The sequence below is a fragment of the Aeromonas sp. ANP5 genome, from assembly GCF_963870295.1.
GTDB lineage: Bacteria > Pseudomonadota > Gammaproteobacteria > Enterobacterales > Aeromonadaceae > Aeromonas > Aeromonas veronii.
The window spans coordinates 32,817-57,324 of sequence record NZ_CAWMRY010000001.1 but is presented as its reverse complement, the minus strand read 5'-3'; the positions used below and the strand labels follow the sequence as shown (position 1 = coordinate 57,324).

19 protein-coding genes are annotated in these 24,508 nt (G+C 59.5%); 5 read left to right on the top strand and 14 right to left on the bottom strand.

All coding sequences use genetic code 11. The features are described 5' to 3' along the window. Positions 1-7 precede the first annotated feature (7 nt). Positions 8-1,180, bottom strand: coding sequence for an MFS transporter (locus tag AACT07_RS00255; protein ID WP_069526243.1), 1,173 nt, complete (start codon positions 1,178-1,180; stop codon positions 8-10). A gap of 356 nt (positions 1,181-1,536) precedes the next feature. Here AACT07_RS00255 and AACT07_RS00250 point away from each other — a divergent pair, with 356 nt between their 5' ends. Genes AACT07_RS00250 through AACT07_RS00240 form a run of 3 tightly spaced genes read left to right on the top strand, consistent with a single transcriptional unit; the run spans position 1,537 to position 5,463 of the window. Next, entirely contained in the window at positions 1,537-2,466 is a 930-nt protein-coding gene (locus AACT07_RS00250; protein ID WP_409012630.1) for an AAA family ATPase, read from the top strand. Further along, positions 2,466-3,461, top strand: coding sequence for a DUF58 domain-containing protein (locus AACT07_RS00245; RefSeq protein ID WP_069526242.1), 996 nt, complete (start codon positions 2,466-2,468; stop codon positions 3,459-3,461). The genes AACT07_RS00250 and AACT07_RS00245 overlap by 1 nt, the downstream gene beginning before the upstream one ends. After that, positions 3,448-5,463, top strand: a complete 2,016-nt coding sequence (locus AACT07_RS00240; RefSeq protein WP_069526241.1) for a transglutaminase TgpA family protein — start codon at positions 3,448-3,450, stop codon at positions 5,461-5,463. The genes AACT07_RS00245 and AACT07_RS00240 overlap by 14 nt, the downstream gene beginning before the upstream one ends. Positions 5,464-5,525: 62 nt before the next feature. On the opposite strand, the gene AACT07_RS00235 is transcribed toward AACT07_RS00240, so the two are convergent. Further along, a complete protein-coding gene (locus tag AACT07_RS00235) occupies positions 5,526-6,956 on the bottom strand; it encodes an alanine/glycine:cation symporter family protein (protein ID WP_013724018.1) in 1,431 nt (476 codons plus the stop codon). Between the two features lie 701 nt (positions 6,957-7,657). On the opposite strand from AACT07_RS00235, the gene tal reads away from it, so the two are divergent. Together tal and AACT07_RS00225 are read left to right on the top strand one after the other, a co-directional pair. Continuing rightward, complete coding sequence (tal, locus tag AACT07_RS00230) at positions 7,658-8,608, top strand: transaldolase (protein ID WP_005349780.1); 951 nt, start codon at positions 7,658-7,660, stop codon at positions 8,606-8,608. A gap of 160 nt (positions 8,609-8,768) precedes the next feature. Next, complete coding sequence (locus AACT07_RS00225) at positions 8,769-8,951, top strand: DUF3545 family protein (RefSeq protein WP_005338547.1); 183 nt, start codon at positions 8,769-8,771, stop codon at positions 8,949-8,951. 286 nt (positions 8,952-9,237) lie between these two features. Here the strand turns inward: AACT07_RS00225 and accA are convergent, their stop codons facing one another. The 12 genes from accA to AACT07_RS00165 form a co-directional block, all read right to left on the bottom strand. Beyond that, positions 9,238-10,188, bottom strand: coding sequence for an acetyl-CoA carboxylase carboxyl transferase subunit alpha (accA, locus tag AACT07_RS00220; protein WP_005338549.1), 951 nt, complete (start codon positions 10,186-10,188; stop codon positions 9,238-9,240). A 15-nt stretch (positions 10,189-10,203) separates the two neighbouring features. Then, complete coding sequence (gene dnaE, locus AACT07_RS00215) at positions 10,204-13,683, bottom strand: DNA polymerase III subunit alpha (protein ID WP_069526240.1); 3,480 nt, start codon at positions 13,681-13,683, stop codon at positions 10,204-10,206. A gap of 38 nt (positions 13,684-13,721) precedes the next feature. Beyond that, positions 13,722-14,312, bottom strand: coding sequence for a ribonuclease HII (gene rnhB / locus AACT07_RS00210; RefSeq protein WP_069526239.1), 591 nt, complete (start codon positions 14,310-14,312; stop codon positions 13,722-13,724). Positions 14,313-14,431: 119 nt separating this feature from the next. After that, entirely contained in the window at positions 14,432-15,571 is a 1,140-nt protein-coding gene (gene lpxB / locus AACT07_RS00205; protein WP_069526238.1) for a lipid-A-disaccharide synthase, read from the bottom strand. Continuing rightward, a complete protein-coding gene (gene lpxA / locus AACT07_RS00200; RefSeq protein ID WP_005338557.1) occupies positions 15,564-16,355 on the bottom strand; it encodes an acyl-ACP--UDP-N-acetylglucosamine O-acyltransferase in 792 nt (263 codons plus the stop codon). The genes lpxB and lpxA overlap by 8 nt, the downstream gene beginning before the upstream one ends. A 5-nt stretch (positions 16,356-16,360) precedes the next feature. Continuing rightward, a complete protein-coding gene (gene fabZ / locus AACT07_RS00195) occupies positions 16,361-16,822 on the bottom strand; it encodes a 3-hydroxyacyl-ACP dehydratase FabZ (protein WP_005338559.1) in 462 nt (153 codons plus the stop codon). 24 nt (positions 16,823-16,846) lie between these two features. Then, positions 16,847-17,866: a UDP-3-O-(3-hydroxymyristoyl)glucosamine N-acyltransferase gene (lpxD, locus tag AACT07_RS00190; protein WP_005343790.1), complete on the bottom strand. Its 1,020-nt coding sequence runs from the start codon at positions 17,864-17,866 to the stop codon at positions 16,847-16,849. Between the two features lie 3 nt (positions 17,867-17,869). Continuing rightward, on the bottom strand, positions 17,870-18,382 hold the full coding sequence (locus AACT07_RS00185; RefSeq protein WP_069526237.1) for an OmpH family outer membrane protein: 513 nt from the start codon (positions 18,380-18,382) through the stop codon (positions 17,870-17,872). Between the two features lie 149 nt (positions 18,383-18,531). Then, the gene (gene bamA, locus AACT07_RS00180) at positions 18,532-21,063 is read right to left on the bottom strand and encodes an outer membrane protein assembly factor BamA (RefSeq protein ID WP_069526236.1); all 2,532 of its coding nucleotides are present in this window, start codon (positions 21,061-21,063) and stop codon (positions 18,532-18,534) included. A gap of 34 nt (positions 21,064-21,097) precedes the next feature. Then, complete coding sequence (gene rseP, locus AACT07_RS00175) at positions 21,098-22,450, bottom strand: sigma E protease regulator RseP (protein WP_069526235.1); 1,353 nt, start codon at positions 22,448-22,450, stop codon at positions 21,098-21,100. Continuing rightward, the gene (ispC, locus tag AACT07_RS00170; protein ID WP_069526234.1) at positions 22,450-23,646 is read right to left on the bottom strand and encodes a 1-deoxy-D-xylulose-5-phosphate reductoisomerase; all 1,197 of its coding nucleotides are present in this window, start codon (positions 23,644-23,646) and stop codon (positions 22,450-22,452) included. Before ispC ends, rseP begins: the two co-directional genes overlap by 1 nt. Beyond that, complete coding sequence (locus tag AACT07_RS00165; RefSeq protein WP_069526233.1) at positions 23,646-24,503, bottom strand: phosphatidate cytidylyltransferase; 858 nt, start codon at positions 24,501-24,503, stop codon at positions 23,646-23,648. The genes ispC and AACT07_RS00165 overlap by 1 nt, the downstream gene beginning before the upstream one ends. Positions 24,504-24,508 lie beyond the last annotated feature (5 nt).

Below are 24,508 nucleotides of genomic sequence, written 5' to 3'. Positions count from 1 at the left end.
TCTTCCATCAGCCCTGCGACCGCGCTTCACGAAGCGCGAGCCATGGTAACAGCCCTCTGACAGCCAGGTAACTGAGCAGTGCCAGCAGCAGAGCGCAGATCAGCATCTCGGACGGAGTAAAGCCAAGTTGGCCCAGCAGCCAGATATAGAGGCCGGAGAGGCTGATCTGCATGATGCAGAGCACGGCGCTGGCAAAGGCCACGTTATGCTGACAACCATCGAGCGCCTCCCCCATCGCTACCCCGAAGCCACAGGAGAAGCCGACACAGACCAGCGCAAACCCCGGCAGCAAAAGATGGATATCGCCCCCCGCCTGCCAGCTGCCGATCAGTGAACAGGCCGCCAGCAGATAGGAGAGATGAGACACCGCCAGCACCTTCTGTTTGCCCAACCAGCGCAACAGCAGGGGCGTCAGGAAGGAGGTGGACATACTCACGCCGGCCATCACCATCATCACGATGGAGTACTGCTCGGTGGTGAAGCCAAACTCCTTCATCAGGATCAGCGGTGAGACGCTGACATAGACCAAAATAGAGGTCACGCTGGCACTGGTCAGCAGGGAGAGCAACATAAAGCGCGGGGAGCGCAGCAGGGCAAATGGAAGCGCCGCGTCACTGCCCGGTTGCCGCGCAGGGCGGGTCTCCTTGAGCAGAAGCAAGTTCACCAGACCGCTGATGGCCGCCACCAGCGCCATCGCCACGAAGATCCCGCGCCAGTCAAAATGGGACAGGATGAGGTAACCGAGCACCGGCGCCAGCACCGGGATCACGCAGATCACCCCGTTGATCATCGAGAGCGCCATCGCCAGCCGCTCCTGACTCAGCACATCCCGCAGCACGGTAAAGGTCATGATATAGAGCGCACCGGCCCCGACCCCCTGCCAGAAACGGCCGAGGTAGAACTGGGTGATCCCTTCGGCATGACCCGCCACCAGCGAGGCGAGGACAAAAATCAGCGCCCCCCCGAGCACCACCCAGCGCCGCCCGTAGCGATCGGCAATCATTCCCCCCAGCAGCACGGTCGCCGCCATACCAAACAGATAGATAGAGAAGGCGGTGTGGATCTGCGCCTCGCTAGCCTGCAGGGTATCGGCAATCTGGGGCACGGCGACCAGATAGAGATCGATCCCGACCGGATAGAGAATGATCATCAGAAAAGTGCACAACAGGAAAACAGGCATGGATGCTCCATTACAGAGTGGCGGGCCGATGCCTGCCAGATCACAGCGACAGGCGAACAGTGGCGGGGCCAAGGTGGTGACAAAGGTAGCAACACAGTGCGTCGCAATGGGGCAACTATATGGGTGCCCACCGCCCTCACCTAGTGAAGAGATGGCGATCGGTACATTCCAATCAGGAAATATTGTATTGAGCTGCGTGCCTGGGCGGCCATATTGAATCGAGCGGATTCTGCAATAAACCGGGTCACCTCCCGCTCATTGCCATCCCTGCGCTGCACTTTTACCGCCCGTTAGTTATCCGCCTTCACCCTTGCGGGCGTATAAGCTGTAGGTGCGACGCAATACAGGGAATGTGTATGAAGGGGATGAAGAGAGAAGAGCAGATTGCCGGGCTGCTGGCAGCACTGGAGCAAGTCATTCTGGGCAAGCCGCTGCAACTGAAAATCGCGCTGGTGACCCTGCTGGCGCGCGGTCATCTGCTGATCGAGGATCTGCCCGGTATGGGCAAGACCACCCTGGCCCACGCGCTGGCACAGGTACTGGGGCTGGCATGCCGGCGGATGCAGTTCACCGCCGATCTGCTCCCCGCCGACCTGCTGGGGTTGCAGATCTTTGACCCCCAGCAGCAAACATTTCGCTTTCACCCCGGCCCCATCTTCACCCAGGTACTGCTGGCGGACGAGATCAATCGCGCCAGCCCCAAAGTACAGAGCGCCCTGCTGGAGGCGATGGCCGAGGGCAAGGTGAGCATCGAGGGCCACACGCACCCACTCCCCGATCCATTTTTCGTCATCGCCACCCAGAATCCGGCGGATCAGGCGGGCACCTATCCGCTGCCGGAGTCCCAGCTCGACCGCTTCGCCGTGCGACTCTCGCTGGGTTTTCCGCCGCGAGAGGCGGAGCGCCAGCTACTGCGGGGCCACCAACCGACTGGCCGATTGCCCGCCATGCTGGATGCTGCCGGACTCGCCACCTTGCAAAGCGAAGGGGATGCCATCCATGTTTCGGATGCCACCCTCGACTACCTGCTGGCACTGGTGCACCAGAGCCGCTTTGATGGGGAGCTGCCACAGCCCCTCTCCCCCCGGGCAGCCCAGACCTTGCTGGCGGTGAGCCGTGCTTGGGCGCTGGTGGCGGGGCGGCGCTTTGTCACGGTGGAGGATGTGCAGGCAGTCTTCCCCTATGTGGCCGAGCATCGGCTGCGGGGCAGCTTTGGCGTACAGCACGGCGAAGCCTGTCCCCTGAGCCAGCGATTGCTGGCCAGGGTCGATCCGGACAATCCCTGATGAGCAAATTGCTAAACCGTTGGCAGCAGTGGCGAGCCCGCTGGCAGCGACGCTGGCTCGACCGCCGCATTCCCCCGGCCCGCAAGATCACGCTGGTTACCCGCAGCCTCTTTATCCTCCCCACCCGCATGGGGCTGCTCTATCTGCTGGTGCTGCTCACCATCTATCTGCTAGGCACCAACTACCAGAACAATCTGGTACTGCTGGTGGCCTACTGCCTCGGCAGCCTGTTTATGGCAGCCATGTGGCTCACCCACCGCAATCTGCTGGGGCTGGAGCTGCTGGGGGGCCCGCTGGTGCTGGGGGAAGCGGGTAGCCAGCTGCCTATCCGTATCTTGGTGCAGAGCCCGCGCCCGGTGCAGGCACTTCACTTTAGTCTCAACGAAGGCACCCTCTGGCTGGCACAGGCCGACGCTGTGCCCCGCACTGTTATCCTGCCAGTATCGGGCTCACGCCGCGGGCCACTGCCCCTTGGCCGATTGCGGGTCGAGAGCCGCTACCCCCTCGGTCTGTTTCGCTGCTGGTCCCTGCTGGACTTGCAGCTGGAGGGCTGGCTTTCCCCCAAACCGGCATTCGGGGCGCTAAGAGGGGAACATGCGACCGAAAGCGAGGGGAATCAGGGCCAGCCCGCTCCGGCCACTCTCGGTGACTTTGATACCCTGCGGACACATCAGGCCGGTGAACCACTGAGCCGGGTCGCCTGGAAGCAACTTGCCCAGGGGCGCGGCTTGCTGACCAAACAGTTCCATGAACCACAGCAGGATGACACTCACCTCACCTTGCAGCGGGTCGCGGGTGGAGATCTGGAGCAGCGGCTGGCAGTGCTGGCCTGGTGGTGCGCCGATTACGGCAAGCGGGGCATCCCCTTTACCCTGACACTGTCAAACCAGACACTGGGGCCCGATAGCGGCGCCGCCTTTGTGCAGCGCTGCCTGCTGGCACTGGCCCAGTTCGATGCCACACCACCGAAGAGCACGCCAGATGCTGCTCGATAACCGCCGCCTGTTGCCACTCATCATCCTGCAACAGCTGCTGCTGGTCGCGGCGCTCTGGCCCCAGTTGCAGCTCTGGGTGGTGGCAGTGGGCGCCATAACCCTCGGCATCCGGGCCATGATGCTGTGGCGCGGCTGGCCGCCCCTGCCTGCCCGCTGGTTGGCGCTGCTGGCCATCACAACCGTGGTGTTGCTGGGGTTGCAGTGGCGCACATTGGGCACCCTGCCCGCCCTGATCAATCTGCTCTGGCTCGGCTATAGCCTCAAGATGATCGAGGTACGGCGCGAGCGGGATATCGAGCAGGTGCTGCTGCTCGCCTTCTTTCTGATCGCGCTGACGCTGGTGCAGCGACAGAGCATCGGCTGGACGGCCGGAATGACAGCAGCGCTCTGGCTGGCAGTGACCGCGCTGGTGGCCGCCATCGCTCCCGAGCAGAAACGGCCTTGGCGCAGCGCGGGCGGCGCCCTGCTGCTGGCGCTTCCCCTGCTCATCACTCTGTTTCTGCTGCTGCCGAGGCTCCCGCCCCTCTGGCAGATGCCCACCACCAGCCGCGCCCTGTCGGGGCTCTCGGAAGAGCTGGCCCCCGGCGATATCAGCGAACTGGTCAACTCCTCGGAACTGGCGTTTCGGGTCACCTTTGCCGATGGCCCGCCCCCTGTCCGCGAGCGCTATTTTCCGGTGATGCGCCAAGAAGTTTTCGATGGTCAGCGCTGGTTGCTGAGCCCCGATGTCAAAGCATGGCAGCAGACAGTGCCGGTGCAAACCGGACTCACCCTTCTGGCATCCTCTTCACAGACAAACAATCAACTGACAGATAGTTCGTTACCCGCCGGAAGCTACGAGGTGATCGCAGAGCCCCAGCGCCACCGCTGGGCCTTTGCCCTGAGTGAACCGCGCCTGCTGGCGGGCCCTGTGCTGCTTACCCCTCTCGACACCCTCTATCGACAGGGGAGCGGCGAGGTGGCGATCCGCTATCGCATTGGCCGCGGTGAAGCGCAGCCCGAGGACGACAACCAAGCCGCCCAGCGCAACCTGCAACTGCCAGCCGGGGGCAACCCGAGAGCGCGAGCCTATGGCCAAGAGCTTGCGGCACGCTATCCGGATCGCAGCACGCTGGTCGCCGCCCTGCTCGAACAGTTTCGCAGCCAATCCTATTACTACACTCTGACCCCGCCACGGCTTGGCAGTGACGGGGTGGATGAGTTCCTGTTCGATACCAAGCGCGGCTTTTGCGGCCACTACGCCATGGCGACCGCTTTCGTACTGCGCGCCGCCGGTATTCCGGCACGGCTGGTCACCGGTTATCTCGGCGGCGAGTGGAATCCCACAGGCAACTATCTGGCGGTACACCAGTTCGATGCTCACGCCTGGGTAGAGTATCTCGATGAAGAGGGATCATGGCGGCGAATCGACCCCACTGCGGCAGTGGCACCGGAGCGTATTGAAGGCGGCGTGAGGGAGGCGCTGAGCGACGAGTTTACCGCTGCCGACCCCCTCGCTTTGCAGCGTTATCGCAACTGGGTCCTGCTCAATCAGCTGCGCTGGTGGGGCAACAATATCGACTACCAGTGGAGTCGCTGGGTGATTGGTTACGATGCGGGCCAACTCTGGCAACAAATCGGCCTGCGCTGGCCCGCACTGGCGGGGCACACACCCTGGTTCATCCTCGCCAGCCTGATGCTGGTCGCCCTGCTGGTGAGCCTGCCCCTGCTGCTGCCCGCCCGCCTGCCGCCAGAGCGGCGCATCTGGCAGCCCCTGCTCAAACGGGGTAAACGCAGCGGCTATCCCCCAGAGCCCGCCGAGAGCATGGGGGCATGGTGCGAGCGGCTGGCACGGCTGCGTCCCGACCTTGCCCATCCCTTGTTGCAGGCGGCCTGGCTCTATCGCCGCTGGCGTTATGCCCCCCTCAGCGAACGGCAACAAGGGCGCTGCTGGCGCCAGTTGCGACGGCGTGTCAGACAGCTCGTTCGGCGCTGGGATCAACAGCCAACGAGTGCGCCATAAAAGAAGGGGGAGCCACCGGCTCCCCCTTCAGGTTTTAATCAAGAGGTTTGACTCACCGCTTGTTACTTTTTGGTCGGATTGTCCCAGATCCCCTCTTCCAGCTGGGAGCGGATCTCGGGGTATTTGTTGGCATCGAAGGTGGGTACCTTGCCCAGCCGGAGCTGGTCGTTGTAATCCTTCGCCAGCTTGATGGCAACGCTGGAGAGCAGCAGGATCGCCACCAGGTTGACGATGGCCATCAGCCCCATGGAGACATCCGCCATCGCCCACACGATCGGCAACTCCCCCACGGCACCGAACATCACCATCCCCAGCACGAACACCCGGAACAGCATCAGGCCGCCCTTGTGGTTGTGCTCGAGGAACACCAGATTGGTCTCGGCATAGGAGTAGTTCGCCACGATGGAGGTGAAGGCGAAGAAGAAGATGGCCGCCGCAATGAAGATGTTGCCACCGCTACCAATCTGGGAGGAGAGCGCCCGCTGGGTCAGCTCGACACCGGTCACGCCGGATCCCGGCTCAAACTGACCTGACATCAGGATGATGGCAGCGGTACAGCTGCAGATGACGATGGTGTCCATAAAGACCCCCAGCATCTGCACATAACCCTGGGAGGCCGGGTGCGGCGGATAGGGAGTGGCAGTCGCCGCAGCGTTGGGCGCAGAGCCCATGCCCGCCTCGTTGGAGAAGAGACCGCGTTTGATACCGTTGATCATCGCCTGGGAGATGGCATAACCCAGCGCACCCGAGCCTGCCTGCTCAATCCCGAAGGCGGACTTGATGATCAGCATGAAGACATGGGGCAACTCGGTGATGTTCATCGCCACGATCACCAGCGCCAGCAGGATGTAGGCCAGTGCCATAAAGGGCACCACCAGCTCGGCAAAACGGGCTATGCCACGAATGCCGCCGAAGATAATCAGGCCGGAGAGCGCCACCAGCGCCAGACCGCTGACCCAGTCAGGAATGCCAAACGCCACCTTCATCGCCAAACTGATGGAGTTGGCCTGCACCGCATTGAACACCAGACCAAACGCCAGGATCAGGCAGAGCGAGAAGACCACCCCCATCCAGCGCATGCCAAGGCCTTTCTCCATGTAGTAGGCCGGGCCACCACGGTAGTTGCCATCCTCATCCTTGACCTTGTAGAGCTGGGCCAGGGTGCTTTCGACGAAGGCGGTCGCCATGCCGATAAAGGCAATCAGCCACATCCAGAAGATGGCGCCGGGGCCACCCAGATAGATGGCGACTGCCACACCGGCCAGGTTGCCGGTGCCGACACGGGCGGCAAGGCTGGTACAGAGGGCCTGGAAAGAGGAGATGCCCGCGTTGTCCGATTTACGGCTGTTTTTCAGCACGGAAAACATGTGGCCAAAGTGACGGATCTGGATAAAACCCAGGCGGAAGGTGAAAAAGATACCGACCCCGATGAGCAGGTAGATGAGCACGGCTCCCCACATCAGGTCGTTTAGCATCGCAATCAAGGTGTCCATAATTCTCTCGTTGTTATTCACATCCATGGTCAGTCTGCGCTGACCGTTTTCTGTCTGTCGTTTAATTAGCGTTTCGCTAAAGGGGCGGAATCTAGCACAGCGGGAGAGCCCGGAATAGTGATCCCGGTCACGCGAGACACAAAAAACGAACGGTAAAAGCCCATAAAGCTCCATTTAAATCGCAAACTTTCAACAAACTCAATAATTCAATCAGACAGGCCACCATTAAGCCCCATAAGAGAACCATTTTGATATATCCCTGATGAGCTATCCGAAAACGCAAACGCTTGCATGAAATGGCTTTCAAACGGAGACATTTCGCCAAACGTTTTCGCTGTAATTAAATTTCAAGTACGTAGTGAGATAATTTATGTGATCGACGACACAAATATGGATATTGGCTAAAAAAGTTCAGCTGAAAGCAAACCGGAGCGAGGTCGGAAGGAAATGTAAAAAACCTTACAAATCATATAGTTTCACGCCATAAAACGGGATAACTCAACAGCCTGAATGTTTAACAACCAAGCGCCCCTATTGCAGGATGCAGCACATCAGTATTAATTAGGCAGGCAATGACGATGGGCCGCCCCCATCGCGCTTTTCTGAGCCTGAGGCACCAAGATCCTGTAATTTTATTTCAGAACCACCGTCTCAAGCCCGCAACCCAGGGATTACTCCCTCATTAAGAGATGATATTCGCTATGGCCGATAAATTAACCCAGCTGAAAGCCCTGACCACTGTTGTTGCCGACACCGGTGATATCGAAGCCATCAAACGCTATCAGCCCATCGATGCCACCACCAACCCCTCTCTGGTTCTGAAGGCCTCCGAGATCCCCGAGTACGCTCCGCTGATCGAAGACGCCATCAAGTGGGCCAAAGCCCAGAGCCAGGACAAGGCACAGCAAATCATCGACGCGGGCGACAAGCTGGCCGTCAACATCGGTCTGGAAGTGCTGAAGATCGTTCCGGGCCGTATCTCCACCGAAGTGGATGCTCGTCTCTCCTTCGATACCGAGGCCAGCATCGCCAAGGCCCGCAAGCTGATCCGTCTCTACAACGAAGCCGGCATCAGCAACGACCGCATTCTGATCAAGCTGGCCTCCACCTGGGAAGGGATCCGTGCAGCCGAGGTACTGGAGAAAGAGGGTATCCAGTGCAACCTGACCCTGCTGTTCTCCTTCGCCCAGGCCCGTGCCTGTGCCGAAGCCGGTGCCTTCCTGATCTCCCCGTTCGTGGGTCGTATCCTCGACTGGTACAAGGCTAAAAATGGCCGTGATTACACCGCCAGCGAAGATCCGGGTGTGGTCTCCGTCACCTCCATCTACAACTACTACAAGCAGCACGACTACCCGACCGTCGTGATGGGGGCCAGCTTCCGCAACACCGGCGAGATCCTGGAACTGGCCGGCTGCGACCGCCTGACCATTGGCCCGGCTCTGCTGGAAGAGCTGAGCAAAACCGAAGGCGCTGTGGTACGCAAACTGGACTACACCGGTGAGCGCAAGGCCAAACCGACTCCGATGACCGAAGCCGAATTCCGCTGGGAACTGAACCAGGACGCCATGGCTCACGAGAAGCTGGGCGAAGGTATCCGCATGTTCGCCATCGACCAGGGCAAGCTGGAAACCATGCTGGCAAGCCGCCTGTAATCAGTTCTTTTTTCTGATAAAAACCGGGCCCCTAATAAGGGGCCTGGTTTTTTTTCATGGGCTTTTTTAGCGCTGTCATAGAGTCGTCACGAAAACGTTTTAATTTCAGATTCGTTATGTTATACGGGTGGTGAAAACGATAAAAACCAAGGAGGGAGCCATGGAAATGTTCAACTTCGATTATGACGAGGTGGTTGAACTCGGTTCGCGTAGCCGCGGGACAACGGGAAAAAAACGTAAATGGCGTGAAATCGAGGCGTTGAAAGACAAACATCGCCTGCAGAAGGAGCTGCAATCCATCGATATCGCCTATGAAGGTCTTACAGACGAGATCGAACTGTAATACTGCCAGACACCTGTAAAAGCGCTCCGCACAGTCGGGGCGCTTTTTTCTGCCGCAATCGGATGATCAAGCGGCTTGTCATGCCACCGCTAGCGATGCCAAAGGATGCTGCAGGCTACTGACAGCCCTCACCAAAAGCGTGGCATACCAACCCTGCCCCTCACCCGCGAAGAGTGAGCGACACCGTTTCAGGGCGCGTTGGCGCAATCACCGCAAGACAAGTCATCAGCAATAAAAAACCCCCGTCGATGACGGGGGCCTGAATATTCGGGATTAACGGCTGCGCTTAGCAGTAGCCGTAGCCCAGCAGACGCTGGTAGCGCTGCTCCAGCAGTTGCTCGGTATCGAGCGGACGCAAGGCGTCCAGATCCTGCTTGATGCGAGCCTTGAGGTTTTTGGCCATCTTCTCCACATCGCGGTGGGCACCGCCGAGGGGCTCGTCGATCACGTGGTCGATCAGCTTGAGCTCTTTCAGACGCTGGGCAGTGATACCCATCGCTTCGGCAGCTACGGAGGCCTTGTCAGCGCTCTTCCACAGGATGGAGGCACACCCTTCCGGCGAGATGACGGAGTAGGTGGAGTACTGCAGCATGTTGACCCGGTCACCCACGCCGATTGCCAGCGCACCACCGGAGCCACCCTCACCGATCACGGTGCAGACCACCGGCACGGTCAGACCGGCCATCACTTTCAGGTTGCGGGCAATCGCTTCGGACTGGCCACGCTCTTCGGCACCGACGCCGGGGTAAGCACCCGGGGTGTCGATAAAGGTGATGATCGGCATCTTGAAGCGCTCGGCCATCTCCATCAGACGCAGGGCCTTGCGGTATCCTTCCGGACGCGGCATGCCGAAGTTGCGCTTGATCTTCTCTTTGGTCTCACGACCCTTCTGGTGACCAATCACCATCACCGGCTCACCGTCGAGACGGGCGATGCCGCCGACGATAGCCTTGTCATCGGCATAGGCGCGATCGCCAGCCAATTCGTCGAAATCGGTGAAGATATGCTCGATATAGTCAAAGGTGTAGGGGCGCTGGGGATGACGCGCCATCTGGGATACCTGCCAGGCACCCAGATCACCGAAGATCTTCTTGGTCAGCTCTTCGTTTTTCTTCTCCAGCCGGCGGATCTCGTCTTTCAGATCCACGGCGTGATTGCCTTCACTCACATGTTTGAGTTCATCAATCTGCGCCTGCAACTCGGCAATCGGCTGTTCAAAATCCAGAAAAAGACTCATAGGGCCTTAGAACCTCTAATCAAAAACCAATTCAACCCGCTCTCGTCCAAGCAGGACTCGCAAGTCATCTATCAGTTGATCGGTGGGCGTCACCCGCCACTCGGTACCGAGCGTCAATCGCACCCGGGAGCCGGGGCGACGATAGTTTACCTGAACCGGACAGACTCCGGCACGGGCGGGCTCCAAAATCTCGCACAAACGCGGGAAAAAGCGATCATCAATCCGCTGTTCATCGAGGGAGATGCGGATTGCTCTGGCAAAACGCTCCCTCGCATCGTTGATATCCAGTAATTCTCGAGCCGACATTTTAAGGCCACCGGAGAAGTCATCAAAGCTGACCTGTCCAGAAACCACCAAAATGCGGTCTTTTTGCATCAATTCTTCATATTTTTCCAGCGCTTCACTGAACAGGGTCACATCGAGGCGACCGGAACGGTCGTCCAGGGTGAAGATCCCCATCTTGTTGCCACGCTTGGTCACCATGCTGCGAGCCGCAATCACCAGCCCCGCCGCCGTGGTCACGGTATCGCGGGAGGTGGGATGCAGATCGCACAGGCGACCCGAGGTATAACGACGCAATTCGCTGCTGTACTGGTTGATGGGGTGGCCGGTGAGATAGAGCCCGAGGGTCTCGCGCTCCCCTTCCAGCCACACCTTGTCAGGCCAGTGCGGCACGTTGGCAAACGCCTTCTTGACGTCGTCAATCTCTTCGGTGAGCACGCCGAACATGTCGACCTGCCCCACCGCCTGCGCCTTGGCGTGCTGCTCGGCGGCACGCATCGCCTCCTCCAGGGTCGCCATCAGGGCGGCGCGGTGGGGGCCGAGCCGATCCATGGCGCCGGAGAGGATCAGCTTCTCCATCACCCGCTTGTTGAGCTTCTTGATGTCGACCCGGTTGCAGAAGTCGAACAGATCGCGGAACGGGCCGTCCTGATCCCGGGCGCTCAAGATCGCATCGATGGGGCCTTCACCGACCCCTTTCACCGCCCCGATCCCGTAGACGATATGGCCATCTTCGTTGACCGAGAAGCGATAGCGGCCGGTGTTCACATCCGGCGGAATCACGGTGAGCCCCATCCGCTGGCACTCATCCACCAAGGTCACGATCTTGTCGGTGTTGTCCATATCGGCGGTCATCACCGCCGCCATGAACTCGGCCGGGAAGTGGGTCTTGAGCCAGAGGGTCTGGTAGGAGACCAGCGCATAGGCGGCGGAGTGGGATTTGTTGAAGCCGTAGCCCGCAAACTTCTCCACCAGATCGAAGATCTTCATCGCCAGTTCGCCGTCGACGCCATTCTTGACGGCGCCCTCCTCGAAACCGGCCCGCTGCTTGGCCATCTCCTCGGGCTTTTTCTTACCCATCGCCCGGCGCAGCATGTCTGCGCCACCGAGCGTGTAGCCCGCCAGGGTCTGGGCGATCTGCATCACCTGCTCCTGATAGAGGATGATGCCGTAGGTCGGTTCCAGAATCGGTTTCAGGCTCTCGTGCTGCCACTTCTCGTCCGGATAGGAGATCGCTTCATTACCGTGCTTGCGGTCGATGAAGTTATCCACCATGCCTGACTGGAGCGGGCCCGGTCGGAACAGGGCCACCAGTGCGATCATGTCTTCGAAGCAGTCGGGGCGCAGCCGCTTGATGAGATCCTTCATGCCGCGGGATTCCAGCTGGAATACCGCCGTGGTCTCGTAGCGCTGCAGCAGGTCGAACGACTTCTTGTCATCGATGGGGATGGCGGCGATGTCCACCGGCGGCTTGCCCTCTTTGGCAAGACGCGGGTTTATCATACCGAGCGCCCAGTCGATGATGGTGAGGGTCCGCAGACCCAGGAAGTCGAACTTCACCAGACCGGCGTACTCCACGTCGTTCTTGTCGAACTGGGTGACCGGGTGATGGCCTTCGTCATCGCAGTAGAGCGGCGCAAAGTCGGTGATCTTGGTGGGTGCGATCACCACGCCACCGGCATGTTTACCGGCGTTGCGCACCACCCCTTCGAGGCGACGGGCCATGTCGATGAGGTCTTTGACCTCCTCATCCTGCTCGTAGAGCTCGGGCAGCTTGGGCTCGGCCTCGAATGCCTTGGCCAGCGTCATGCCCGGATCCGGCGGGATCAGCTTGGAGATGCGATCCACAAAGCCGTAAGCGTGGCCCAGCACCCGGCCTACGTCCCGCACCACCGCCTTGGCCGCCATGCTGCCGAAGGTGATGATCTGGGAGACCGCGTCCCGGCCGTACATGTCGGAGACGTGCTCGATCACCTCATCGCGTCGGTCCATGCAGAAGTCGACGTCGAAGTCGGGCATGGATACCCGCTCGGGGTTCAGGAAACGTTCGAACAGCAGGTCAAATTCCAGCGGGTCGAGGTCAGTAATCTTGAGGGCGTAGGCCACCAGAGAACCTGCACCCGAGCCCCGGCCCGGGCCAACGGGAATGCCGTTGTCCTTGGACCACTGGATAAACTCCATCACGATGAGGAAGTAACCCGGGAAGCCCATCTGGTTGATCACTTTCAGCTCGATGTCGAGACGCTCGTCATACTCGGGACGACGCTCGGCACGCACCGCCGGATCCGGGAACAGGAACTCGAGACGCTCCTCCAGACCCTCTTTCGATTTGGCCACCAGAAAATCTTCGGTAGTCATGTCACCGGTCGGGAAGTTGGGCAGGAAGTATTCGCCAAGGCGCACCGTCACGTTGCAGCGCTTGGCGATCTCCACCGTGTTTTCCAGCGCTTCGGGGATATCGGCAAACAGCTCCGCCATCTCCTCCTGACTGCGCAGGTACTGCTGGGGGCTGTAGCGACGGGGACGGCGTTTGTCCATCAGGGTATAGCCATCGTGGATGGCCACCCGGATCTCGTGGGCGTCGAAGTCATCGGCGTTGAGGAACACCACCTCGTTGGTGGCGACCACTGGCAGCTCGAACTCGGTGGCGACGGCCACCGCCATGTGCAGGTAGACCTCTTCGTCGGGTCGACCGGTACGCAGCAGTTCGAGGTAGTAGGCATCGGGGAAGTGGGTCTGATAGAAGGCGACACACTGCTCGGTCATCTGCCGGTTGCCCTTGAGCAGGAACTTGCCCACATCCCCCTCGCGGCCACCGGAGAGGACGATCACCCCCTTGGCATGCTCGGCGAGCCAGCTCTTGTCGATGACCGGCCGCCCCTGTACGTGGCCGCGCTGGTAACCGCGGGAAATAAGCAGGGTGATGTTCTGGTAGCCGTCGTTATCCATGGCTAGCAGGGTGAGACGGAACTGCTCGTCGCCAAGCTCATCGCTCTGCACCCAGAAGTCTGCCCCGACGATGGGTTTGATCCCCTTGCCGTGGGCTGCGCCATAGAAGCGCACCAGACCACACATGTTCATCTGATCGGTCAGCGCCAGCGCCGGCATGTTGTTGGCCGCCGCCGCCCCGACGATGGGGTTGATCTTCTGCAGGCCATCGACCATGGAGAAGTCGGAGTGGACTCGCAGGTGGATAAAACGGGGTTCAGCCATCGTCATCTCCTCTCGCTGCTCAAACTAAATGGCATGGTCTACTCGATCCCCAATGCGCGGCGCACCGGTTTGAAGCTCTTACGATACTCCGGCAACGGGCCGCGCTCGGCCAGAATAGCGAGGTGCTCAGGCGTAGGGTAACCCTTGTGACGGGCAAAACCATACTCGGGATGGCGACTGTCCAGCTCGGTCATCTCCGCATCTCGGGTCACCTTGGCGAGGATCGAGGCGGCGCTGATGGCAGCCACCAGGCTATCGCCCTTGACCACGGCGCGCGCTTCCATCGGCAATGCCGGGCAGCGGTTGCCATCGATAAAGACCAGCTCGGGGGTGACCTTCAACCCCGCCACGGCTCGCTGCATCGCCAACATGGTGGCATGCAGGATGTTGAGCTCGTCGATCTCCTCCGGAGTGGCGCGACCGATGGCCCAGGCGAGCGCCTTCTCTTTGATCTCGTCAAACAGGGCGAGGCGCTTCTTCTCGGAGAGCTTCTTGGAGTCGTTTAGCCCCGCGATCGGATTGGCGGGGTCGAGAATGACCGCAGCGGTGACCACGTCACCCACCAGGGGGCCACGACCCACTTCGTCCACACCGGCAACCAGCTTGTCGTCAGGAATATCGATCATCATCTTGTAGCCTTGAATCAAAACAGGCCCCGTGGGGCCTGACAGGGGTCGACTGGCGCGACATCACCGCTCGGAAAACGGATTAACGGGCTGCGCGGCGCAATCGACGGTCCGAAATAGCGTTATCTGCCAAGCAGATCCGCCACCGCATCGGCGGCCTGAGAGTCGGCATTGCAGCGGATCAGCTGGTGCAGCTCGGTGAAGGTGTTGACCAGCGCACTGTTGTCGTGCTCGAAGTACTTGCTCACCTCTTCCACCAGATTCTCCGGGGTACACTCGTGCTGGATGAGTTCCGGCACCAGCATGCGACCGGCGAGCAGGTTGGGCAGAGAGACAAATTCGGTCTTTACCAGTCGCTGGGCCAGCCAATAGCTGAAGGGCTTGAGCTTGTAGCCCACCACCATCGGCTTTTTCACCAGCATGGCTTCGAGTGCCGCGGTACCGGAGGCCAGCATCACCACGTCGGCGGCGATCATCGCCTCGCGGCCCTGCCCTTCCAGCAGCACCATGTCGAGACCCGGCGCTACCTCGGCCTTGATGGCCATAAACTGCTCACGCCGTTTCTGGTTGACCAGCGGCACGATGAAGCCGAGATCCGGATAGCGCACCGTCAGGTGTTTGCACGCTTCGAGAAACAGGGGGGACATAAAGCCCACTTCTGCGGTGCGGCTGCCCGGCAGCACTGCCAGCCAGCGGCGATTGGCATCGATACCGAGATTGCGACGCACGGCAGCCTGATCCGGCACCAATGGAATATCATCCGCCATGGTGTGACCGACAAAACGGCAAGGGGCGTCGAAGCGGTCGTAAAAGGCTTTCTCGAACGGCAGGAAGGCGAGCACCATGTCGGTAGCGGCCTTGATCTTGTGAATGCGGTTCTGGCGCCAGGCCCACACAGAGGGGCTGACATAGTGAACCGTCTTGATACCGGTGCGGCGCAGTTTCAGCTCCACTCCGATATTGAAATCCGGTGCATCCACGCCGATGAAGATATCGGGCGGATTGGCAATAAAGTGGCGCAGCAGTTCGCGACGGACCTTGAGAATACGCGGCAGACGGCCCAGCACCTCGGTGATCCCCATGACGGAGAGCTCTTCCATCTCGAACAGCGCCTTGACGCCGAGGGCCCGCATCCGCGGCCCGGCGATCCCTTCGAACTGCGCATCCGGGTAGCGGGCCTGCAGCTCGCGCACCAGACCGGCAGCCAGAATGTCGCCGGAGACTTCTCCGGCGACGATACCGATACGAACCGGATCAGGCACGGATGATCCCGCGCTCGTTATCTTTGAGGAAGTCCACATAGAGCTGGACGGCCGGTTCGGCTTGCGCCATCTCGATCAGCACCGGCAGCACCTCTTCGATGGTCTTGCCGGAACGGAAGATCTCTTTGTAGGCACGCTTGACGGCAGAGATTGCCTCAGCGCTGAAACCGCGGCGACGCAGACCTTCGGAGTTGACCCCGAACGGCTTGGCGTAGTTACCGGCTGCCATCACGTAAGGCGGCACGTCCTTGTTCAGGGCGGCACAGCCACCGACGAAGGCGTGGGAGCCGACGCGGCCAAACTGATGAATGGCAGAGAGACCACCGAAGATCACGAAGTCCCCGATCACCACGTGGCCCGCAAGGGTCGCGTTGTTGGCGAAGATGCAGTTGTCACCGATGATGCAATCGTGGGCAACGTGAACGTTGACCATGAACAGGTTGCCACTGCCCACCTTGGTCAGGCTCTGATCCTGAATGGTGCCACGGTGGAAGGTGCAGTTCTCGCGAATGACGTTGTTGTCGCCAATCTCGAGGAAGGTGCGCTCACCGGCGTACTTCTTGTCCTGGCAATCCTCACCGATGGAGGTGTGCTGGAAGATCTTGTTGCCGCGACCAATCTTGGTCGGGCCCTTGATCACCACATGGGAACCTACCCAGGTGTTGTCACCGATTTCCACCTCGGCGCCGATGACAGAAAAGGGGCCGATTTCAACCCCTTTACCGATCACGGCAGACTCATGGACGATGGCAGTATCGTGAATGATGGCAGTCTGGTCGATCACGTGTGTTAAACCTCGCGTTTGGCGCACATCAGCTCGGCGGTACAGACCACTTCACCGTCGACGGTGGCGACACCGGTGAACTTGGCAATACCGCGACGCTCTTTCAGGAACTCCACGTCGAGCACCAGCTGGTCACCGGGGCCGACCGGACGCTTGAAGCGAGCGTTGTCGATTGAGGCAAAGTAATAGAGTTCATTGGGGGACGGCTTGCCCACCATGGTAAAGGCCAGGATACCGGTGGCCTGCGCCATCGCTTCCAGGATCAGTACGCCCGGGAACACCGGCTTGGCCGGGAAGTGCCCCTGGAAGATCGGTTCGTTGAACGAGACGTTCTTGATGGCGCGCAGGGTTTTGCGCTCATCGCTGATCTCGTAGTCGTCTACACGATCCACCATCAGAAACGGATAACGGTGGGGCAGCAGATCCATGATTTCCTGGATACCCAGGCTCTTCTTTTCAGTAGTCAAAACAGTACCCTATACCAATCGTGATTATTCTTGATCCAGCTTCTTCTCAAGCTTGCTTAACCGCTTGTGCATCTCTTCGATACGCATCACCCGGGCGGCGGTCTTGCGCCACTCTTTATTGGTTTGCAGAGGGATGCCGGAAGAGTAAACACCGGGCTCGGTAATGGGTCGCATCACCATGGCCATGCCGGTAACGGTGGCCTGATCGCAGATCTCCATATGCCCGTTAAAGACGGAAGCGCCGCCAATGATACAGTATTTGCCGACCTTGAGACTACCTGCCATCACGGTGGAGCCCGCCACGGCAGTGCCGTAGCCGATCTCCACGTTGTGGGCGATCTGGCACTGGTTGTCGATGATGACGTTGTCAGCGATGCGGGTATCTTCCAGCGCACCGCGGTCGATGGTGGTGCAGGCACCGATCTCGACCCGGTTGCCAATGGTCACGCCGCCGAGCTGGGGGATCTTGATCCACTCGCCTCGCTCGTTGGCATAACCGAAACCATCGGCCCCGATCACTGTACCGGATTGAACCAGACAGTCGGTACCCATGGTCACATTGTGATAGAGGGTGACGTTGGCCCACAGCCGGGAGCGAGCTCCCAGCCGGGTATTCTTGCCAACGAAACAACCCGGGCCAATGCGGACATCGTCACCCAGCACAACGCCGGATTCGATCACTGCATTGGCGCCGATGGCCACTCTCTCGCCCAGCTGCACGTCGGCCGCGATGACGGCACTCGGATGGATATCCATGGCCGGCTGCGGGGTAGTGTCCAGCAGTTGGGCTACCCGGGCAAAACCCACGTAGGGATCCTTGAGCACCAGCGCATTGGTGGGACAGAAAGGGAGATCCGCCTCTGTGATAAGCACGGCAGTCGCCTTGCTCTGCTCCAGATAAGAGCGGTACTTCTTGTTGGACAGGAAGGTAATCTCACCCTCCCCGGCCTTTTCCAGTGTCGCTACCTTGCGGATTTCCAGGGTTCCGTCGCCATGGACCTGGGCCCCCAGTTGCTGGGCCAGCTGTGCGAGAGTGAATGCCATCAATTAGTTGCTCTTGCTTACCTGAGAAATAACCTGGCCGGAGATGTCCAGCTTGCTGGCGGCATACGGGGCGGCATTGCGCTCCAGCACCAGATCGTAACCATTGCTCTTGGCGATGGAATCGATGGCAGCCTGCACCTTGGTCAGGATCTTGTTACGCTCTTCGGACTGACGGCGACCGTTGTCCTGCTCAAAGGCTTGACGCTTCTGGTTGAACTCCATCTGCAGCTTGGCCAGCTTCTCCTGGTTCTGCTTCTTCTGCTCGGTGCTCATGAAGGCTTCATCCTTGCGGAACTTCTCGACCAGCTTCTGGCCTTCCTGTTCCAGCTTCTGCAGCTCACGCATGCGCGGCTCGAATTCACCTTTCAGCTTGGCTGCAACGGCTTCACGCTGGGGCAGCTTTTGGAAGACTTCGCCCATGTCGACCACGGCGATCTTGGTCTCAGCGAAGGCAGAACCCATGCCGGCAGCCATCAGTGCAAAGCTCAAACCAGCTACTTTCAACGCTTTATTCACACTTACTCCTTGTTCCCTCATGGTGAGGGCTACCTGATTTACCCGATTATGCAAGCGGCGTTAGGACCGTCTTGTTACCTGGTGAGGCACGCATACCGCGCGTCCCATCATTGAAGACCCCCACCGCATGGGTGGGGGCGAAACTCTGCTTAGAAAGTACGACCGATGTTGAAGGAGAAGAACTCGGTGCGATCCCCTTCATATTTCTTGATCGGCTTGGCCAAGGCGAACACCAGCGGCCCCATCGGCGAGAGCCACTGCAGGGAGACACCGGCAGAGACCCGGATATTGCCTGGGTTGGAGTAGTCCTGGCTCAGATAGTTGCAATCAGAACCGGCGGCGCAAGGATATGCCCCGTTGGCAAAATCAGTGCTCCAGACGGTACCTGCGTCCATAAAGACGGTTGAACGGATCTGCGGACGATAGGTCTCGGAGACGAACGGGGTCGGGAAGACCAGCTCCAGTGAGGCGACGGCCAGAGCGTTACCACCCACCGAGGTGTCGGAACCTTCGTAGTAGCCAGTTTCACACGGCTGAGAACCCGTGCAACTGCCAGCACCCGGCTTGTTGTAGGTCTTGTAGATCGCCTTGGGACCAATGGTGTTACTCTTGAAGCCACGTACCGTATCGAAACCACCGGCATAGTAGTTCTCGAAGAACGGCAGCATGGAGTCATCGCCATAGCCGTTACCGTAGGAGACACGACCCTTGCCGATCATTACCCAGCTATGATCCGCATCGAGCGGGAAGTAGTGGGCATCCTCGGCAGAGAGCTTGTAGTACTGCAGCTCCATGCCCGGCACGGTCACCTTGGCGTTGATACGCTGGCGGTCACCGGCTGTCGGGAACATCCCCTTGTTCAGGGTGGAGCGGGTCCAACCAGCGGTGACATCGACGGTCACAAAGTCGAGGTTGGAACCATCCTGTGAATAGGCATTCCAGAACTGATCCATCTGTACCGACTGGCGGTTATCATTCCACTGATCCCAGCAGTAGGTATTGCCATCAGTATCCGGATTGTCCTTCAGACACTCCTGATAGTTCTGGGCATTGAATGAGGGACGGCTCAGCTTGGTGCTCTCGATACCGGTACTGAAGTCGAGACGGTTGAACTCGTTGACCGGGAAGCCGCTGGAGAGACGGAAACCGATAGTTTCGTTCTCGTAATCGACGATATCGGCATCATCGGCGCGGAACTGGTTGTAGTAGACCCGACCACCCAGGCTGACACCATCCACGGTGAAGTAGGGGTCGTTGTAGCTCAGGTCAACGTTCTTGGAGTAGTCGTTGGTGCTGGCGTTGATGGAGACCTTTTTACCGGTACCCATAAAGTTGTCCTGGGAGATCCCCGCCTGCAGGCTCAGACCCGATTCGGTACCGTAACCGATACCGGCGTTGATGGAGCCAGCAGGCTGCTCCTTGACCTTGAAGTCGAGGTCAACCAGGTCATCGTTGCCCGGCACCCGCTTGGTGTCCACTTCGACGCTCTCGAAGTAGCCAAGGCGGTTGAGACGGCTCTTGGACTGCTCGATGTTGTCGGAGGAGAGCCAGGTGCCCTCCATCTGGCGCATCTCGCGACGCAGTACCTGATCTTCGGTGGTGGCGTTACCGCTGAAGTTGATATTGCGCACATAGACACGGGGGCCCGGCTCAACGTTGACGATCAGCTCCACTTCCTTGGTTTTGTCATTGATCTGCGGGAAGGTGACCACTTTCGGATAGGCGTAGCCGTAACGGCCGAGGAACTTGGAGAGCACCTCTTCGGTATGGGTCACCTGACTGGCAGAGTAAGTGCTGCCGGCAGCGATCGGGATCAATCCCTTCATCTCGCCACCGCGATCGATCAGGTCGCCCTTGAGCTGGACACCGGAGACCTTGTACTGATCCCCTTCCTTGATGTTGAGGGTGACGTAGACGCCCTTCTTGTCGGGGGTCATGGAGACCTGGGTAGACTCCTGCTGGAAGCGGATATAGCCGCGGTCCATGTAGTAGGAGCGCAGGGTCTCGATATCCCCCGCCAGCTTCTGCTTCTGATAGCGCTGATCGGCGGTGAAGTTCCACCAGGGCACTTCGTCGCGCAGGGAGAGCTGGGCAATCAGCTTCTCTTCCGGGAAGACGCTGTTGCCAACGATGTTGATCTGCTGGATCTTGGCCGCTTCCCCTTCCACGAAGGTGAACTTGAGGTCAACCCGGTTGCGCGGCAACGGGGTGACGATCGCCTTGACCTTGGCGGAGTATTTACCCACGCCATAGTAGAAATCTTCCAGTCCCTTCTCGAGGGAAGTGAGCACGGTGCGATCCAGCGGATCGCCCACACGGATACCGGAGGACTCCAGACTCTGGGTCAGTTGCTCCTCTTTGATATCCTTGTTGCCGGCAAACTCGATGCTGGAGATGGTCGGACGCTCCTTGACCATCACCTGCAGCACCTGGCCGTCACGGTAAACCTTCACATCCTCGAAGTTACCCGAGGCATAGAGCTTCTTGATGGCGCTGGCCAGAGCCACGGAGTCGACGGTATCACCGACCCGGATCGGCAGGTTCAACAGTGCAGCACCCAGGGTCACCCGTTGCAGACCTTCGACCTGGATATCTTGCACCACAAAAGAGGCAGGGGCCGCCTGGGCCAGGAAACTGGCACCCAGCAGGCAACTCAACACCAATGCTTTTTTAACAGCCATTTTGTTCTTATGTGTCCTTGTTGATGCTCTGGCCTCAGAGGCGAGCGAAATCGTTAAACAGCGCAATGCCCATCAATAACATCAGAATGGCGGCGCCGATCCTGAAACCCACTTCCTGTATTTTCTCTGATACCGGCTTGCCGGTGACCGCTTCGATCAGGAAATAGACCAGATGGCCACCATCGAGCACCGGCAGGGGGAACAGATTGATAATTCCCAGGTTGACGCTGATCAGCGCCAGAAAACTCAAGAAATAGACCAGACCATAGTCGGCACTGCTGCCGGCGCCCTTGGCAATGGAGATGGGGCCGCTCAGGTTGTCCAGCGACACGATGCCACCGATCAACTTGCCAATCATGTCAAAGGTGAGCGTGATCAGACTCCAGGTCTTGTCCGCGCCATGCCACAGCGCCTGCAAAGGCCCATACTGTAACAGAATTCGATATTCATCCGGTAATGGAACCAGTTGCGGCGAGAGACCGACGAATCCTACCAGCTTGCCCTGCACCTTGCGGCTATCCGGGGTCAGGGTCAGGTTGAGGTCACTGTTGTTGCGCTCAATCACCACTTGCAGGGGTTCGCCCGGAGCCTGCTGCACCAGTTCGACAAACTGGGCCCACGCGGTAATAGGCTGATCGCCGACCTGTTTGATACGGTCACCAACCTGCAGCCCCGCCTTTTCACTGGCACTCTTGGCCACCACGGCAGCCACGACTGGCAGCACTTTGCCACTCAGGGGGACAATTCCCAAGCTGCCGATGGGCGACTCTTTATCCGGATCAAAAGTCCAGCCGGTCAGCGACAAGGTTTTATCGGTGGCGTAGCTGGTATTGGGTGCCTGCACTTTCAGGGAGACTGCATCATCACCCAGATGGCTGATAAGGGCGTAAGTGACGCTCTCCCAGTCACCGGTCTGCTCATCGCCGACCCCGACAATCTCCATCCCCGGCAGCACACCCGCCTCGGCAACTATGGATGCCGGACGCACTTCACCGATCACCGGCTTGACGCTCGGCACCCCGATGATAAACATCAGCCAGAGTGCAAACAGGGCAAAGACGAAGTTGGCCATAGGACCTGCGGCAACAATCGCCATCCGCGCCCAGACGCTCTTGTGGTTGAAGGCGTACTGCTCGTCACCGGGCTTGAGTTCATCGACCCGGCCATCGAGCATCTTGACGTAACCACCGAGCGGGATCAGCGCCAGCACATATTCGGTGCCATCCTTACCCATCCGGCGCCAGATCGCCTTGCCAAAACCGATGGAGAAGCGCTCAACCTTGACGCCACAACGACGGGCTACCCAGAAGTGACCAAACTCGTGCACCGCGACCAGCAGGCCCAGCGCAACAACAAAGGCACCGATATTCCACAACACACCGCCCATCAGCCAAGCTCCTCAATCAAAGTGTGAGCACGGGCTCTTGCCGCACCGTCCAGGGCAAACAGATCATCGAGCGAGCCGACGGCGCTGCTATCCAGCGCCAGCATCACTGCCTCGTTGATCCGGGCAATATCCATAAAGCCGATGCGCCCGGCCAGGAAGGCGGCAACGGCCTCCTCGTTGGCCGCATTGAGCGCAGTGGTCGCCGCTTGTCCCTTCTGGCAGGCATTGATGGCCAACGCCAGACAGGGGTAGCGATCATAATCAGGCCGGATAAAGCTGAACTCTCCGACACTGAAGAAATCCAAAGGTTCCACACTGGAGGGGATGCGATTGGGATAAGCCAGCGCATGGGCGATGGGGGTACACATATCCGGATTGCCCAGCTGAGCCAGCACGGAGCCATCCTTGTACTGCACCATGGAGTGGATCACCGACTGCGGGTGGATCACCACCTGGATCTGCTCGGGCGCCGCATTGAACAGCCAGCGCGCCTCAATGTACTCCAGCCCCTTGTTGATCATGGTGGCGGAGTCGACCGAAATCTTGGCCCCCATCGACCAGTTGGGATGAGCGATGGCCTGCGCCGGCGTCACCTTCGCCAGCTCGCTGATCTCGGTGTAACGGAACGGGCCGCCGGAACCGGTCAGCAAAATCTTGCTGATCCCCGCCGCCGCCAGATCGCAAAAACCGGGCTGGCGCTGCACGGCGGTCGGCAGACACTGGAAGATGGCATTGTGTTCACTGTCGATGGGCAGCAGCTCGGCGCCATGCTCGCGCACGGCTTCCATGAAGAAAGCACCGGACATCACCAGCGCCTCCTTGTTGGCCAGCAAAATACGCTTGCCGGCACGTACCGCAGCCATGGTCGGGGCCAGACCGGCCGCACCGACGATGGCGGCCATCACGCTATGGGCGTCGGGGTGAGCGGCAACCTCGCAAAGGGCTGCTGCACCAGACATGACCCGGGTCGCACTGCCGTGCGCTTTCAGACGGGCAGCGAGTTCACGGGCGGCATTCTCATCGACCATCACGGCAAAACGGGGGGAGAATTCGAGGCAGTCCCGCAACATGGCATCCACGTTGCGGGCGGCGGTCAACGCCAACACTTGCCAACTGCCCGGGTTATGGCGCAGCACTTTCAAGGTACTCTGACCAATGGAGCCAGATGCCCCCAGAATAACCAGTGATTTGTGCATCAAAACTCCTGACTGAGTAGCAGATAACTGAGCAGAAACACCGGCAGGGCGGCGGTCAGGCTGTCGATCCGGTCGAGAATCCCGCCATGACCCGGCAGCAGGGTGCCGGAGTCCTTGATGCCCGCTTCGCGCTTGAACATGCTCTCGGTCAGATCACCGAGTACGGAGGCTAGCACCGCCAGCAGAGAGCAAAACAGCACGGTGATCATCTTGGCAGGAACAAATCCCATCGACCAGGTAACGCCGATGGCCAGCAGGCTGGCGGTAAAGAGACCGCCACACATTCCTTCGATGGTTTTGCCCGGACTCACAGCCGGTGCCAGCTTGTGCTTACCGAACGCCTTGCCGAAAAAATACGCGCCAGAATCTGCCGCCCAGACCAGTCCCATCACGAACAACAGGATCCAGGCGCCCATCATGGGGTCATGGTAAAAGTTGTAACCACGGATGGCGACCAGCGACCAGAAGAAGGGAACCAGGGTCACCAGACCAAACAGCGACTTGAGCCAGATAGACTCTTTCCACAGCTTGGCGCTCTGGGGATAGCGCAACACCAGCAGCAGACCCAGCATCCACCAGCTTACCGCTGTCCAGAGCACGCCCATCACGAGGGGGTGCAGGTGGGGCGTCCAGAGTTGCTCCACCGGCAGCCAAAAGAGGCTGGCACCGAGCAACAGACAAAATACGATGGGTAACCATTGCTGCGGAGCAGCAGAGACAAACCCACTCCATTCGCGACTGGCCAACAAAAACACCAGCGCAGCCAACAGGGCAAAAAATTTCAATGGCAGAAAGAAGAGCGCCCCCAACACCAGGGGGATCAACATCAAAGCAGTAATAATTCGTTGTTTTAGCAAAAGAA

Excerpts from the sequence above, each read along its gene's own strand:
- tal (WP_005349780.1), top strand. The coding sequence starts at position 7,658 with ATGGCCGATAAATTAACCCAGCTGAAAGCCCTGACCACTGTTGTTGCC.
- AACT07_RS00240 (WP_069526241.1), top strand. The coding sequence starts at position 3,448 with ATGCTGCTCGATAACCGCCGCCTGTTGCCACTCATCATCCTGCAACAG.
- AACT07_RS00235 (WP_013724018.1), bottom strand. The coding sequence starts at position 6,956 with ATGGACACCTTGATTGCGATGCTAAACGACCTGATGTGGGGAGCCGTG.
- AACT07_RS00225 (WP_005338547.1), top strand. The coding sequence starts at position 8,769 with ATGGAAATGTTCAACTTCGATTATGACGAGGTGGTTGAACTCGGTTCG.
- accA (WP_005338549.1), bottom strand. The coding sequence starts at position 10,188 with ATGAGTCTTTTTCTGGATTTTGAACAGCCGATTGCCGAGTTGCAGGCG.
- rnhB (WP_069526239.1), bottom strand. The coding sequence starts at position 14,312 with ATGATGATCGATATTCCTGACGACAAGCTGGTTGCCGGTGTGGACGAA.
- AACT07_RS00250 (WP_409012630.1), top strand. The coding sequence starts at position 1,537 with ATGAAGGGGATGAAGAGAGAAGAGCAGATTGCCGGGCTGCTGGCAGCA.
- bamA (WP_069526236.1), bottom strand. The coding sequence starts at position 21,063 with ATGGCTGTTAAAAAAGCATTGGTGTTGAGTTGCCTGCTGGGTGCCAGT.
- lpxD (WP_005343790.1), bottom strand. The coding sequence starts at position 17,866 with ATGGCATTCACTCTCGCACAGCTGGCCCAGCAACTGGGGGCCCAGGTC.
- dnaE (WP_069526240.1), bottom strand. The coding sequence starts at position 13,683 with ATGGCTGAACCCCGTTTTATCCACCTGCGAGTCCACTCCGACTTCTCC.
- rseP (WP_069526235.1), bottom strand. The coding sequence starts at position 22,450 with ATGGGCGGTGTGTTGTGGAATATCGGTGCCTTTGTTGTTGCGCTGGGC.
- AACT07_RS00255 (WP_069526243.1), bottom strand. The coding sequence starts at position 1,180 with ATGCCTGTTTTCCTGTTGTGCACTTTTCTGATGATCATTCTCTATCCG.
- AACT07_RS00245 (WP_069526242.1), top strand. The coding sequence starts at position 2,466 with ATGAGCAAATTGCTAAACCGTTGGCAGCAGTGGCGAGCCCGCTGGCAG.
- ispC (WP_069526234.1), bottom strand. The coding sequence starts at position 23,646 with ATGCACAAATCACTGGTTATTCTGGGGGCATCTGGCTCCATTGGTCAG.